General features: G+C 69.7%; 10 protein-coding genes and 1 tRNA gene. 6 read left to right on the forward strand and 5 right to left on the reverse strand.

The features are described 5' to 3' along the window. Positions 1–3302, reverse strand: a 3302-nt coding sequence (locus VMR06_RS06160; RefSeq protein ID WP_325374146.1) for a DUF11 domain-containing protein, incomplete at its 3' end; no start/stop codon positions are given. A gap of 559 nt (positions 3303–3861) precedes the next feature. Between VMR06_RS06160 and VMR06_RS06165 the strand changes: the two genes are divergently transcribed. Continuing rightward, entirely contained in the window at positions 3862–4155 is a 294-nt protein-coding gene (locus VMR06_RS06165; RefSeq protein ID WP_325374149.1) for a hypothetical protein, read from the forward strand. 48 nt (positions 4156–4203) lie between these two features. Continuing rightward, a complete protein-coding gene (locus VMR06_RS06170) occupies positions 4204–6408 on the forward strand; it encodes a hypothetical protein (RefSeq protein WP_325374151.1) in 2205 nt (734 codons plus the stop codon). A gap of 329 nt (positions 6409–6737) precedes the next feature. Here the strand turns inward: VMR06_RS06170 and VMR06_RS06175 are convergent. After that, positions 6738–6813: transfer RNA gene (locus VMR06_RS06175), tRNA-Phe, on the reverse strand. Between the two features lie 161 nt (positions 6814–6974). On the opposite strand from VMR06_RS06175, the gene VMR06_RS06180 reads away from it, so the two are divergent. After that, positions 6975–8093 (forward strand): ribonuclease D, encoded by a 1119-nt coding sequence (locus VMR06_RS06180; protein WP_325374153.1) that lies wholly within the window; start codon positions 6975–6977, stop codon positions 8091–8093. Between the two features lie 70 nt (positions 8094–8163). Next, the gene (locus tag VMR06_RS06185; protein WP_325374155.1) at positions 8164–9831 is read left to right on the forward strand and encodes an acyl-CoA dehydrogenase family protein; all 1668 of its coding nucleotides are present in this window, start codon (positions 8164–8166) and stop codon (positions 9829–9831) included. Positions 9832–9874: 43 nt separating this feature from the next. Here VMR06_RS06185 and VMR06_RS06190 read toward each other — a convergent pair whose 3' ends face one another. After that, on the reverse strand, positions 9875–10438 hold the full coding sequence (locus tag VMR06_RS06190; protein WP_325374157.1) for a glycine zipper 2TM domain-containing protein: 564 nt from the start codon (positions 10436–10438) through the stop codon (positions 9875–9877). Between the two features lie 198 nt (positions 10439–10636). On the opposite strand from VMR06_RS06190, the gene cysS reads away from it, so the two are divergent. Next, positions 10637–12034 carry a cysteine--tRNA ligase gene (cysS, locus tag VMR06_RS06195; RefSeq protein WP_325374159.1) on the forward strand — a complete coding sequence of 466 codons (1398 nt, stop codon included), beginning with the start codon at positions 10637–10639 and terminating at the stop codon, positions 12032–12034. Beyond that, the gene (locus VMR06_RS06200; protein ID WP_325374161.1) at positions 12024–12455 is read left to right on the forward strand and encodes a SufE family protein; all 432 of its coding nucleotides are present in this window, start codon (positions 12024–12026) and stop codon (positions 12453–12455) included. The genes cysS and VMR06_RS06200 overlap by 11 nt, the downstream gene beginning before the upstream one ends. 16 nt (positions 12456–12471) lie before the next feature. On the opposite strand, the gene phoU is transcribed toward VMR06_RS06200, so the two are convergent. Both phoU and VMR06_RS06210 read right to left on the reverse strand, forming a co-directional pair. Next, positions 12472–13200, reverse strand: a complete 729-nt coding sequence (gene phoU, locus VMR06_RS06205; RefSeq protein ID WP_325374163.1) for a phosphate signaling complex protein PhoU — start codon at positions 13198–13200, stop codon at positions 12472–12474. A gap of 144 nt (positions 13201–13344) precedes the next feature. Further along, complete coding sequence (locus VMR06_RS06210) at positions 13345–14154, reverse strand: phosphate ABC transporter ATP-binding protein (RefSeq protein ID WP_325374166.1); 810 nt, start codon at positions 14152–14154, stop codon at positions 13345–13347. Positions 14155–14156: the final 2 nt, after the last annotated feature.

Consider the following 14156-nt stretch of genomic DNA (forward strand, 5'->3'; position numbering starts at 1 on the left):
GCATCGCTCGGGCCGAGGTTGGCCGCGGTGATCGTGAACACCACCGGCTCGCCGACGTTCGGCGTGTCGGCATCGACGGTCTTGGCGATCGCGATGTCGGCGCTGGCCAGCGCCGGCGTCGTCACCGTGGAACTGTTGCTGCCAGGATCGGGATCGGTCGTCGACGAGGACACCGTCGCGGTGTTGACGATCGAACCCGTATGGCCGGCCGGCACCGCGAAGGTCACGGTCACGGTCGTGTTGGCACCGGAAGCCAGGGTACCGAGCACACACGGGAAGCCGCTCGCGCACGGCGCGCTCGCCGAGACGAACGTCAGACCCGCCGGCGTCGGATCGTCGAGGACCACGCCCTGCGCATCGGACGGACCGTCGTTGCTGACGCTCAGCGTGTAGCTGAGGCTCTCGCCCGGCGTCGCCGAGGAAGGGCCGTTCTTGACGACCGTCAGGTCCGCGCTGGCGCCGATCGGCGTCGTCACGGTCGAACTGTTGCTGCCAGGATCGGGATCGGTCGTCGATGCGGACGCGGTCGCCGTGTTGACGATCGGATCGTCGCGATCGGACGGGATCGCGAACGTCGCCGTGACCGTCACGCTCGCACCCGAGGCCAGCGTGCCGATCGTGCACGGGAAACCGCCGGCGCACGGTGCGCTCGCCGAGACGAACGTCAGGCCCGCGGGCGTCGGGTCGTTCAGTGTGATGCCCTGCGCATTGGAAGGCCCATTGTTGGTCAGCGCCAGCGTGTAGCTGACGTTCTGACCCGGCGTCGCCGACGCCGGACCGGTCTTGACCAGACGCAGGTCCGCGCTCGCATCGACCGGCGTCGTCACGCTCGAGCTGTTGCTGCCCGGGTCGGGATCGGCGGTCGGCGACGAGACCAAGGCGGTATTGACGATCGCGCCGCTGTGGTTCGCCGGCACTGCGAAGGTCACCGTGACGGTCGTGCTTGCGCCCGGGGCCAGCGTACCGATCGTGCACGGGAAACCGCTCGCGCACGGTGCCGTCGCCGAGACGAACGCGAGGCCGGGTGGCGTCGGATCGTTCAGGTTGACGGCCTGCGCGTCGGACGGACCGTCGTTGGTCACGGCCAGCGTATAGCTGACGGTCTGGCCCGGCGTCGCCGAAGCCGGACCGGTCTTGACGACGCGCAGGTTGGCGCTGGTCGAAACGCTGGCCGTGGCGCTGCTGCTGTTGTTGCCGCTGTCCGGATCGGTTGTCGCCGCCGTGACGCTCGCCGTGTTGACGATCTGCGCACCGATATGGTCGGGCAGCACCGCAAAGACGACGGAGACCGTGACATCGGCGCCGGCCGCGAGCGTGCCGAGCGCGCACGGGAAGCCGGCGCTGCACGGTGCGCTCGCCGAGACGAAGGTGAGTCCGGCCGGCGTCGGATCGCTCAGGATCACGCCCTGCGCATCGGACGGGCCGTCGTTGCTGACCGTGATCGTGTAGATCGCGTCGTTGCCGGCCAGCACGCTCGACGGTCCGGTCTTGGCGACCGACAGGTCGGCCTGGACCGTCGGCGTCGACGTGTTCGTCGCACACTGCTCGCTGGCCGAACTCGCACAGTCGGGCATCGGATCCGGATCGCCGCCGCCGGCAACGCCGACGCGATTGGTCAGTGCGCCCGAGGCCGATGCCGGAATCGCCACATTGAGACGAACCGCGGCCGAAGCGCCGGCCGCGAGCGCTACCGTCGGCGTGAACGTGCAGGTCAGCGTGCCCGACGCCGGCAGGCCGGGACAGCTGACCGTGCCGTCGCTGCTCGACGCGGCGACCGCGGTAACGCCGGCAGGCAGGATCTCGCTGATCGTGATCGCCGCACTGGTCGGCAGGCCGCCGCTGTTCTGGATGCCGATGCGGTAGTACGCATCACCGGCGGCGCCAGTCTGTCCGGCGATCAGCGTGCCGACCACGGTCTTGCTGGCAGTCAGCTGCGGCTGGGTGATCGTGAGAGTCTCGTCGCCGACCAGGTTGACCAGGTTGTTGGTATTGGTGATGTTGCCGCTGGCGTTGTGGTAGGTGCCGAATGCGCTGCCGGTCACGTTGACGGCGATCTGGCAGCTCAGGGGCGTGCTCGCCGATGCCGCGCCGTTGATCGTGGCGCTGGCGACCTGGATCGTGCCGCTGCCGGCGGCTGCGGTCACGGTCATGCCGGGCGGCAGGGTCGTGCCGAGCGTGGCGCCGCTCGGACAGCTGGTGCGGATGTTCGGCGTCGGCGCGACGACCACACCGCTCGGCAAGGTGTCGAGGAAATTGATGCTGGCGACGCTGCCGGTGGTGCGATTGGTCAGCGTGAACAGCAATGTCGAGACGCCGTTCGGCGCGATCAGCGCCGGACTGAACTGCTTGGTCAGGTCGACCGCGCCGGTCGCGAACGTGACGCGGTATTCGGCCGTGAACGTCGTCGCACCGGCCGGCACGTTCCATTGCGCGGCCATGCCGTTGTCGGTGGCGGGATCGGTATTGACCAGGTTGCTGAGATTGCCGGCATTGGCATCGGCCGCCACGCTGGTGCACGAGGAGGTGGTGTTGTTGGTGCCGTTGCAGATCAGGTTCTGCGGCCACGAATAGGTGCCGGTGAAATAGCGGTTCCAGATCGGCGTGCCGGACGAGGCCTCGTGCCAGAGCGCTTCGATCTGCGAGCCTTTGGTGACGCCGACGAAATCCGGCACGCCGGTCGTGTTGCTCGGCGACGTGCGGGTGAAGCCCGGGCCGTTGTCGCCGCCCTGCAGATAGGTGTCGATGTTCTGATAGAGGCGCACGTCGGCGCCGCTGGCCGGCAGGCCGGTCAGCGTGACGCGGCGCGTGAACCAGGCCTGCGGCCGGATGTAGCTGTCCAGCACCGTGACCGTGATGGCGCTGTCGGCGGCGTTGGACGGCCGCAGCACGGTCGTCACCTGCCATGGCGAGGCGGCCGTGCCGGCGCCGCTCAGCGCGCTCTGAGACACCTGCGTGAACGCCAGGAACGGGCTGGCGTTGGCATTGTTGGAATTGTTGTAGACACGCACCGCGCCGGTGCCGCGATCGACGCGCAGAAACACGCTGTTGAACAAGCTGCCCGACATCGGCGTCGCGCCGGTGTTGTAGACCTGATCGAGGTTGGCGATGCGCGCCTGGAACTGGCTGTTGCTGCCCCAGGTCAGACGCAAGCCGTCACTGCCATTGGCGGCGGTGCCGCCGGCGGAATTGACGACGACCTGGCTCGTCGCGCCGGAGGCCAGGGCCCCACCCGCGAAGAAAGTCAGAACGAAGCTCGCGACGGCCACCGCGGCCGCGCGCACTGCACGTGAACGAAATTTCATGGCTGCCCCCCAAAGCGAGCCTGATGGATCGGTGAAATCGACGCCGCATGCCCGATCGCTCGGAATGCGAGGTGCGACAAACCGGTCACCTCATACGCCATGCCCCGCTCAGCTGCCTCAAAGGCAAAAACTGTGACGAACAGCGCAGCTACGTAAGACAGTGACAGATTTTTGTGTGTACTGATTCACAAAATCATAGCGTGCGTCGACGAGACCGGACAAGCCGGCCACCGCCGATGCGCGGCGCGCACGACACTTGCTCGCCCCGGCTTCGGTGAGTCCGCACGCCGCCTCGCCACAGGCAGCTGCCGCTCGTCAGTTTCGACTCGCTGCATCCGGCCCGGCCGGCCCCCTGTGCTGCACGCCTCATGCCAGCACGGCGGATACAGGCAAAGGCCTGCCCCGTATACTCCCCAAGCCTCTTGCCGAAGCGCCCACCTCGACCGGCCTCCGGGATCGACCGGGCGTGTTTTCCGGCTGAACGCAGCGCGAGCGATCGCCGCCCCGATGGGCGCGCGATCGAGACCGGTCTGCGCTCGACTGCTCATCGGAGATCCGCATGCCACATCCGCTCGAGCTGCACCTGCAAGGCGGTTTCGCCGGCCAGACCGTCCTGGTCGATCTCGACGGCCGCCGGCTCGCCGAGGTCCAGGCCCGTACGCCGCTGCAACTGGGCCTGGCGCACCGGCTGGATCTGCAAGCCGACCCCGGCCAGACACTGACGATCAGCGTGCCGGCGCGATCGCTGGTCTCCCGCTATACGATCGGCGCCGGTGACGAGGTGGTCACCGTCAATCTGGAAGACGCCGGCCTCGTCGTCGGACCCGCACGCGAGCGCCCGGCGTATTTCTGATCCCGGGCGCCAGGGACGCATTCACCGCACTCATTAAGGAATCACGTGATGTCGAACCGCTCCGCTCCCGCTTCGATCGGCCCTGCGCCCGAAGACCGCGACCCGTCATTCGGCCAGAGCGCCGGCACCCGCCTGAACAAGGCAGCGCCGAGCGCCGCGGCAGCCGGCGCCCCATCCGCACCGGCCGCCGCGGATTCGGGACTGGGTCCGGCCCGAAACCTGCTGCTGAGCGGCCGATACCTCTACAAGCCGGCCAATCCCAAGGACGATCTGCTGGTCACCGTGCGCGTCGACGTCGACCGCTTCTTTCCGCAGCAGTGCCTGTCGGTCACGGTCTGGCGACAGATCGCGCGCACCACCGCGCACGTCGTCGCGCGCGTGACCGCCGACCAGGTACTGGGCCGGCACGTCCGCACGATCACCGCGACGGTGTTCTACCGCGACGGCGACGCCCAGATGATGCCGGGCGACCGCATCGTGTTGCAGGCTTCCGGTGCCGACATCCAGCAGGGCTATCAGGAATACGCGCTGACGCTCGCCATCGCCGGCGCGCCCGAGCGCCGTTATCCGCTGACGTTCGACTCGCCGCATTTCGATCCGGTCGACCTCGAGGTGGACCGCGTCGAGCATGCCGGCGAGCCGGTCCTGACCTACGACACGCATGCGCATCCCAACCACCCCGCCGGCCTTCCGCACGAGACGCTGTCGCTGGCGACGATCTATCAGCGCGCCGGATTCGCGACGACGATGTCGCCGAAGGCCCAGGTGATTCCGCTGTCGGCCGCCGGCGTCAACGGCACCTGGTCGACCGCCGAGCTGCATGACGCAATGGCGACCTACTGGTCGCTCTATGCCGACCGGCCGCAGTGGGCGATGTGGATGCTCTATGCGGCGCGGCACGATCTGGGCCGTAACGTCGGCGGCCTGATGTTCGACGACATGGGCGCCAACCAGCGCCGCGGCGCTGCGATGTTCTCGGAGAGCTTCCTGTTCGACGCGCCCGCCGGCGACCCCAAGCCGAAAGCCTGGCGGCAGCGCATGCTGTTCTTCATCATGACGCACGAGATCGGCCATACCTTCAATCTGGCCCATTCGTTCCAGAAGGCGTTCGGCACCGGCCAGGGTGCGCCCGGCGATCCGTGGATTCCGCTGCAGAACGAGCCCGAAGCCCGCAGCTTCATGAACTATCCATCGCTGGTCGCCGGCGGACAGGAAGCGTTCTTCTCGAGCTTCCGCTTCCGCTTCAGCGACGACGAGCTGCTGTTCATGCGCCACGCGCCGCGCCGCTTCGTGCAGATGGGCAACAACCGCTGGTTCGTCGATCACGGCTTCGTCGCGCCCGAACTGATCGGGCTGCAACCCGGCTGGCGCCTGGACATCCGTCCGAATCGCGACCTGAACGTCTATCGCTTCCTCGAGCCGGTCACACTCGAGCTCAAACTGACCAACGTCTCCACCGAGCCGGCGAGCTTCGACGCCGACGCCCTGGTCGATGGCCATCATCTGACCGTCTTCATCCAGCGCGAGGGTTCGCCGACCGTGCAATGGCGCCCGATGGCGACGCTGTGCATGCAGGAACGGCAATCGACGCTCGCGCCGGGCGAGTCGACCTACGGCACGCAGATGGTCAGCGCCTGCTCGTCGGGCTGGCTGATCGACCAGCCCGGCTTCTACCGGATCCAGGCCGTGCTCGATGTCGGGCTCTACAACGTCGTCTCGAACGTGCTGCGCATCTACGTCGCGCCGTCGCGATCGTTCGAGGAGGATCGCCTCGCGCTCGACTACTTCAGCGAGGACGTCGGCCGCGCGCTGGTATTCGGCGCGACGCCGGGTCTGGCGCAGGCCGCGGCCACGCTCGAGGAACTGGTGCGGCGCTGTCCCGACCACGCCGCCGCGATGCATGCTGCCGTCGCGCTCGCGATGCCGAAGCTGCGCGATCACAAGCGCCTGGTCGCCACGGACGACGGCCGCGGCCTGGCGATCCGCTGCGACCGCGCGACGCCGGAGGCCGCCGCCGAACGGATCGCACCGCTGCTGCAATCGGCGCAGGACGCCGCCGACACGCTCGGTCACATCCCGTACTTCGAGACGCTCGACCGCGTCGCTTCGGCCCTGGACGAAGCCGGCGACGCGACGCAGGCCCGGGCCGTGCTGCAGGCGTCGGTCGCGACGATGAAGCGGCGCGCGGTGCTGCCCTCGGTGATCCAACGCACCGAGCAGAAGCTCGACGCGGTCGAGACGCGGAAGAAGTGACGCAAGCGAGCGCCCGCTCGCGCCTCGATCGAACCGTGCCGGGCGTGAGCGGCACCCGCCGGTTCGCTCGCAGGCCATGATCGATCGAGCGCATCCCGGTCCGCCGAAACGACGTCCGGCGGCAGCCGGCGTGGGCGCACCATCGGCGAGCCGCACGACATCGAGAGGCGGCCTGCCTGATCGGTCGATGCCGATGCGACCGAACGATCGACGCGCGTTCGACAGGCACAGGAATACATCCAGCCGCGGGCCGAACGGGCGGGAGCTGCGGCATGCGCCGAGTACGATGCGGCTGCCGGCAGACACACGGCGAGCGCTCTGAAGAGAAATGGTGGCCGGGGACGGAATCGAACCGCCGACACGGGGATTTTCAATCCCCTGCTCTACCAACTGAGCTACCCGGCCATGCCGGCACGCGGAATCGTCGTGCCTTCCCTGCGGCGGACGGAGCGCGAGGCGCGCCCGGGGTCCGGCGGGGCGCGCAATCCTACAAGGTTCCTCGGGGCCTGTGAACACCCCCGCGCGAAAAACCTCGTTCCAGACGGCGCGCGCGCTTGCTACGCTCGATGTCCGACCTTCATCAGGAACCTCCATTGGCCGACTGGATCGACCACGACGAACCGCTGCGCGAACTGGCCGCGTCCCTGCCGCCTCTGATCGGCTTGGACACCGAGTTCATGCGCGTGGACACGTTCTACCCGAAGCTCGCCCTGGTGCAGCTGGCGCACGGCTCGCAGACCGCCCTGATCGATCCGCTGGCCGCCGACACCGCCCTGCTCGGCGATGCGCTGTCGGCGGCGGACCGCGTCTGCGTGATGCACAGCGCCAGCGAAGACCTCGAGGCGCTCTCGGCGCCGGTGCCGCGCGGACTCGGCCAGCTGTTCGACACGCAGATCGCCGCAGCATTCGCCGGACTCGGTCCCGGCCTGGGCTATCAGCGGCTGGTGTTCGAACTGACCGGCGTGCAGCTGCCGAAGGCCGAGACCCGCTCGGACTGGCTGCGCCGCCCGCTGTCGCCCGAACAGCTCGAGTACGCGACCCAGGACGTCACGCATCTGGCCGACCTGCATCGGCAGCTGTCGGCGCGCCTGTCCGCGCGCGGCTACGAGGACTGGCATCGCGAGGACTGCCGCCGCATGGTCGATCGCGCCGGCCGGCGCGAAGCCGATCCGCAGCCGCAGACGGCGCTGCGCGGCGCCGCCGGCTGGCCGCTCGAGAAGCAGGCGCTGCTGCGCCGCGTGCTGATCTGGCGCGACGTCACCGCGCGCGCGATCGACCGGCCGCGCTCGTGGCTGCTGGACGATCCGCGCGCACTCGACCTCAGCCAGCATCCGCCGGCCGGCAACGAGGACCTGTTCCAGCGGACCAAGGGCCTGCGTGCGCTGCGTAGCGCGCAGCGTGCGGAACTGCTCGAGGTCCTGGCCCGACCGCTCGAGGCGGCCGAGCTCGAGATCGAACCGATCCCGGCGCTGCCGACGCCGGCCGACAAGCGCGCGATCGCGGCGATGAAGGCGTTCGTCAACGCCACCGCGGAGCGGCTGGACCTGCCTGAGGGCCTGCTCTGCGCGCGACGCCACCTCGAATCGCTGCTCGCCAGCGGCCGCTGGCCGGCTGCGCTGGAGGGCTGGCGGCGCGAGGTGCTGTACGCGGGTCTGATGGAACGTCTGGCCGACCGTACGCCCTGACACAGCGCGCGTCCGCGCGCGCTTCAATCGCGGCCGACCGCTGCCGCAGCGGTCCCGAGGAGCCAAGCCGATGAACGAGATCGCCGCGCGTTTCCTGACCCACCGGGTCGAGAACCAGCCGCCGCCGCTGCCGCCGTACGATGCCTGGCTCACCGACGTGCCGCTGCGCGATGCGGTCGCGCGCGAGGGCGGCGGCTGGGCCGAGGACCGGCTCGCCGCGTTCGGGCCGGTCGCCGGCGGCGAGCTGATGGCGCTCGGCGTCGCGGCCAACGAGAACAAGCCGCGCTTCGTGCCGTTCGACCGCTACGGCCACCGCATCGATACGGTGCGCTTCGATCCGGCCTATCACGCGATCCTGTCGCTCGGCATCCGCCACGAGGTGCCGAGCTTCGCATGGCGCCACGCCAGCCGGCGCGGCGCACACGTCGCGCGCGCCGCGCTGGCCTATCTGCACAACCAGCCCGAGCAGGGCAACAACTGCCCGCTGACGATGACCTACGCCTCGGTCGCGGCGCTGCGGCGGCACGGCGACTGGGCCGAGACCTGGATCGCGCGGATCGTGTCGACCGAGTACGACCCGCGCGACCTGCCGGCCTGGGACAAGACCGGCAACACGATCGGCATGGGCATGACCGAGAAGCAGGGCGGATCGGACGTGCGCGCCAACACGACGCGCGCGACGCCGGTGGAGGGATCCGGCCCGGGCCGTCTGCATGCGCTGGTCGGCCACAAATGGTTCTTCTCGGCGCCGATGTGCGACGGCTTCCTGGTGCTGGCGCAGGCCGATGCGGGTCTGTCGTGCTTCCTGCTGCCGCGCTTCGCGCCGGACGGCAGCCGCAACGCGATCCGCCTGCAGCGGCTCAAGGACAAGCTCGGCGACTGGAGCAATGCCAGCTCCGAGGTCGAGTTCCAGGGCGCGCTGGCCTGGCTAATCGGCGAGGAGGGCCGCGGCGTCGCGACGATCCTCGACATGGTCGCGCTGACGCGGCTGGACTGCGCGATCGGCTCGGCCGCGATCATGCGCCAGGCGCTGGTGCAGGCGCTGCACCACACGAGGCATCGCCGCGCGTTCGGCAAGCGGCTGGTCGAGCATGCGCTGATGCGCAACGTACTGGCCGATCTGGCGCTCGAGTCGGAGGCATCGATGGCGCTGGCGCTGCGCGTGGCGCGCGCGGTCGACGACGCGCAGCACGATGCGCAGGCCGCGCCGCTGGCGCGGCTGATCACCGCGATCGGCAAGTACATCATCTGCAAGCGCTGTGCGCCGTTCGTCAACGAGGCGCAGGAATGCCTCGGCGGAGCCGGCTACGTCGAGGAATCGATGCTGCCGCGGCTGTATCGCCAGGCGCCGCTCAATTCGATATGGGAAGGCAGCGGCAACGTGCAGTGCCTGGACGTGCTGCGCACGCTCGATCGGGAGCCGGCCAGCCTCGAGGCGTTCCTGGGCGAAATCGATCGGGCCGCGCCGCTGCATCCGCTGCTGCGGGCGGAACGAGAACGCCTCGGCGGCCTGTTCGCCACGGTCCCCGCCGAGCGCGAAACGATCGCCCGCGTGCTCGTCGAACGCATGGCGGTGGCGCTGCAGGCGGCGGTACTGCTGCGCGGCGCGCCGGCAGCGGTCGCCGAGACGTTCTGCCGCACGCGCCTCGGCGGCGATACGCGCTGCTTCGGTACGTTGCCGGCCGACGCGCCGTTCGGCGCATTGATCGACCGCGCCTGGCCCGGCGCGGTCGTCTGAGCCGCCTCTGCGCGTCCGGCTCCCGGCCGGACGCCGACCGGCCTCAGTCGGCCGGCGACACGCTGACGCGCACGCGCATGCGCTCGCCCGGATCGTAGTCGAGGCGCGACATGAACACGTCGCCGCGATAGCGGTACTGCACGTCGTAGCCGGCGATGCGCCGCTCCTCGACCGTGTCGTGGATCGTGCGGCAGCGGGTCTCGGTATCGGTGTAGTAGCGGTCGTTGCGGCCGCCGATGTTGTTGCCGATCGCCCCGCCGGCCACCGCGCCGGCCACCGTGGCGGCCTTGCGGCCGTCGCCCTTGCCGATCGTATTGCCGAGCACGCCGCCGACGATCGCGCCGATCACGGTACCGCCGGCGCGGTTGCCGGTGTCGCGATGCTCGACCTCGGTCTCGTAGCATTCCTCGCGCGGCCGTGCGCTGCGGATCTGCTCGTAGATCGGGTCGACGCGCAACACGTCGGCCCATACGAACTTGACGTTGTCATCGTAACCATCGCCGCGGCTGACCTCGTAGGGGGGCGCGGCTTCCTGGGCGCGGGCCTGCGTCGACCCCAGCGTCCCGACCAGGGCGACCGCCAGACCGCATAGCGCGAACATCTTCATCTACATCTCCGAATCGGGGCGGGACGCGGCCTGCACGATCTGCGCCGAACCAAGCCGTCTCCCAAAGTGCACAAAATTAGAGCAGCCGATCGCTGAATCATCGCCCAAGATACTGCCCGCTCAAGAGTTTTTACAATCCCAAACAAGTCCTCGAGGGCGAGCTGCTATGATGCGGCGAAGCAACACGACAGCCCCCGAATGAGCCTACGCCTGCACAATTCCTTGACCCGGCGGACCGAGGAATTCGTCCCCCAGGATCCCGCCCGGGTCACGATGTACGTCTGCGGCCCCACCGTCTACAACTACATCCATATCGGCAACGCCCGGCCCGCCGTGGTCTTCGACCTGCTGGCGCGGCTGCTGCGGCGGCGCTACCCGCAGGTGGTCTACGCACGCAACATCACCGACGTCGACGACAAGATCAATGCGGCGGCGCGGGAAACCGGCGTGCCGATCGGCCAGATCACCGAGCGCTACGCGCAGGCCTACCACGAGGACCTGGCCCAGCTCGGCGTCGCGGCGCCGGACGTGGTCCCGCACGCGACCGCGCATATTCCGCAGATCGTCGCGATGTGCGAGCGCCTGATCGAGACCGGCCACGCCTATGCCGCGGAAGGCCACGTGCTGTTCGACGTCGCGAGCTTTCCCGAGTATGGCCGGCTGTCGGGCCGCTCGATCGAGGACATGATCGCCGGCGCGCGCGTCGAAGTGGCGCCTTACAAGCGCAATCCGGCCGACTTCGTGCTGTGGAAGCCGTCGACGCCGGACCTGCCCGGCTGGGACAGTCCGTGGGGCCGCGGCCGTCCGGGCTGGCACATCGAATGTTCGGCGATGGCCGAGGCCCACCTCGGCGAGACGATCGACATCCACGCCGGCGGCAACGACCTGATGTTTCCGCACCACGAGAACGAGATCGCGCAGAGCACCTGCGCGCACGGCGGCCGCACCTTCGCACGCTACTGGCTGCACAACGGCATGCTGAGCCTGGAAGGCCGCAAGATGTCCAAGTCGCTCGGCAACGTGATGGTGCTGCACGAGCTGCTGCAGCGCCATCCGGCCGAGTCGCTGCGCCTGGTCCTGCTCAAGGCGCACTACCGGCAGCCGCTGGACTGGTCCGACGCGGCGATCGCGCAGGCCGGCCGCACGCTGGACGGCTGGTACGGCGTGCTGCGCGATCTGGCCGACGTCGCGGTCGATGCGCCGCGGGTGCCGCCGGAGGTCGAGGCGGCGCTGTGCGACGACCTCAACACGCCGGCCGCGTTCGCGGTGCTGGCCGGCCTGGCCGATGCTGCACGCAAGGCGAGCACGCCCGAGGCACGCCGTGCCGCAAAGGCCGACCTGCTCGGCGCCGGCGCCCTGCTCGGCGTGCTGCAGCAGGATCCCGAAGCCTGGTTCCGGCAGGCGGTCGGCGGCCAGACGGTCGACGCCGGCTGGATCGAGGGCCTGCTCGAGCAGCGCCGCGCGGCACGTGCCGCGCGCGATTTCGCGACCTCCGACCGGATCCGCGACGAGCTCGCGGCGCGCGGCATCGTCATCGAGGACGGCGCCGGCGGCACCCGCTGGAAAGTGGCCAAGAGCGACGACTGTGCCGCTTGAGACCGCACCCGAGCCGACTGCCGAGGCGGCACAGCAGGCGATCGCCGAGGAATTCGCGTTCTTCGGCGACTGGACCGAGCGCTATCAGTACCTGATCGACCTCGGCCGCAAGCTGCCGCCGCTGCCCGACGCGCTCAAGACCGAGGAACACCGCGTCCAGGGCTGCCAGTCGCAGGTCTGGCTGGTCGCCGAGGGCGATGCCGCCCAGCTGCGCTTCCGCGCGATCAGCGATTCGGCGATCGTCTCCGGACTGATCGCATTGCTGCTGCGCGTCTATTCGGCGCGCCCGGCCGCCGAGATCCTCGCCACCGAGCCGCGCTTCATCGAGGCGATCGGCCTGGCCAAGCATCTGTCGCCGACCCGTTCCAATGGGCTGGCCGCGATGCTGGCGATGATCAAGGGCCACGCCGCGACGGTCTGAGCCGCCGGCCGGGGCTTCATTCGCCGGCCGCGTCCTCGTTGCGCGCCAGGCCGGTGTGCCGCACGTCCTTGCCGCGCACCAGATACAGCACGTATTCGCACAGGTTCTTGCAGCGGTCGCCGATCCGCTCGAGCGCGCGTGCGGCCCAGAGCCGCTCGAGCTCCTCGGGAATCGCGTCGGGCACGGCGCGCATGCGCGCCGTCAGCAGCGCCAACAGCTCGCGATAGCGCGCGTCGATGCGCCGGTCGCGCCGGATCACGTCCAGCGCGAGCCGTTCGTCGAGCCGCGCGAACGCGTCCAGCGCACCGCGCAGCATGTCGCGCGCGTGCGAGCCGAGCGCGGCCAGCGCCGCGGTCGGCTCCTCGCCGTGGCTGTCCTCGCCGATCAGGCCCTCGGCGATGCGCTCGATGCGCTTGGCTTCGTCGCCGATCCGCTCGATGTCGCCGAGCATCTTCATGACCGTCAGCACGAGGCGCAGGTCCGAAGCGGCCGGCTGGCGGCGCGCGAGGATCTGCGTGCACTGGCTGTCGATCTCGATCTCGGCCGCATTGATGCGGTCCTCGCGCGCGGTGACCTCGACGCCGAGCCGGGCATCGCCGTCGGTCAGCACGCGCAGCGCGACCGCGAGCTGCTCCTCGACCAGCCCGCCCATCGCCAGCACCTTGCGGCGCACGTCCTCCAGTTCCTGGCTGAACTGCCGCGAGATGTGCGGATTGAGCTGCGCGTATTCGGTCGAGGTCGGCATCGTCGAGGCTCCATCAAGGTGGTCGAGCGGGCCCGGCCCGCCGTTCGGTCGACCCGCGCGAGCGGCGGCGCGCGGGTCCGCATCGGATCATCGCTCGTCGCGTCGAGCTGCGTCCCGCTCCGCGATCGCGACGGACTGCGCCGATCAGCCGTAGCGGCCGGTGACGTAGTCCTCGGTCTCGCGGCGTAGCGGGTTGGTGAACAGCGTATCGGTATCGTTGATCTCGATCAGCCGGCCGTCGCTGATGAACGCCGCATAGTCCGACACCCGCGCGGCCTGCTGCAGATTGTGCGTGGCCAGCACGATCGCGCAGCGGCGGCCGAGCCGGCGCAACAGATCCTCCAGATGCAGCGAGGACTGCGGATCGAGCGCGGCCGCCGGCTCGTCCATCAGCAGCACCTGCGGCTGCAGCGCCAGCGCGCGTGCGATCGCCAGCCGCTGCTGCTGCCCCGGCGTCAGCGCCAGCGCCGGCGCGTCGAGGCGGTCGGCCACCTCGTCCCAGAGCGCGACCGCGCGCAGCGCGTCCTCGACCGGCGCGTCGAGCGCGGCGCGGCGCAGCCCGAGCAGGCGCAGACCATAGGCGACGTTCTCGTAGATCGACAGCGGAAACGGATTCGGTTTCGGGAACACCATGCCGACGCGCCGCCGCACCTCGTGCACCGGCGCCGATGCGCTCAGCAGATCGGTGCCGTCGAGCAGCACCTCGCCGTCGATCCGGCAGCCGTGGACCTCCTCGTTGAGGCGGTTCAGACAGCGCAGCAGGCTGGTCTTGCCGCTGCCGCTCGGACCGATCACGGCCAGAATCCGCTCGGCCGGGACGCTGAGGTCGATCGCGTGCAGGATCTGCCGCTGCTCGAACCACAGCGACAGCGCACGCGTGCGCAGGGCGATCGCGACGTCGTCGAACAGCTGCGCGGCGATCGTGGTGGTCGTATCGGAATCGGGCGTGGACATCG

This window comes from Dokdonella sp. (genome assembly GCF_035511235.1).
Lineage (GTDB): Bacteria > Pseudomonadota > Gammaproteobacteria > Xanthomonadales > Rhodanobacteraceae > Dokdonella.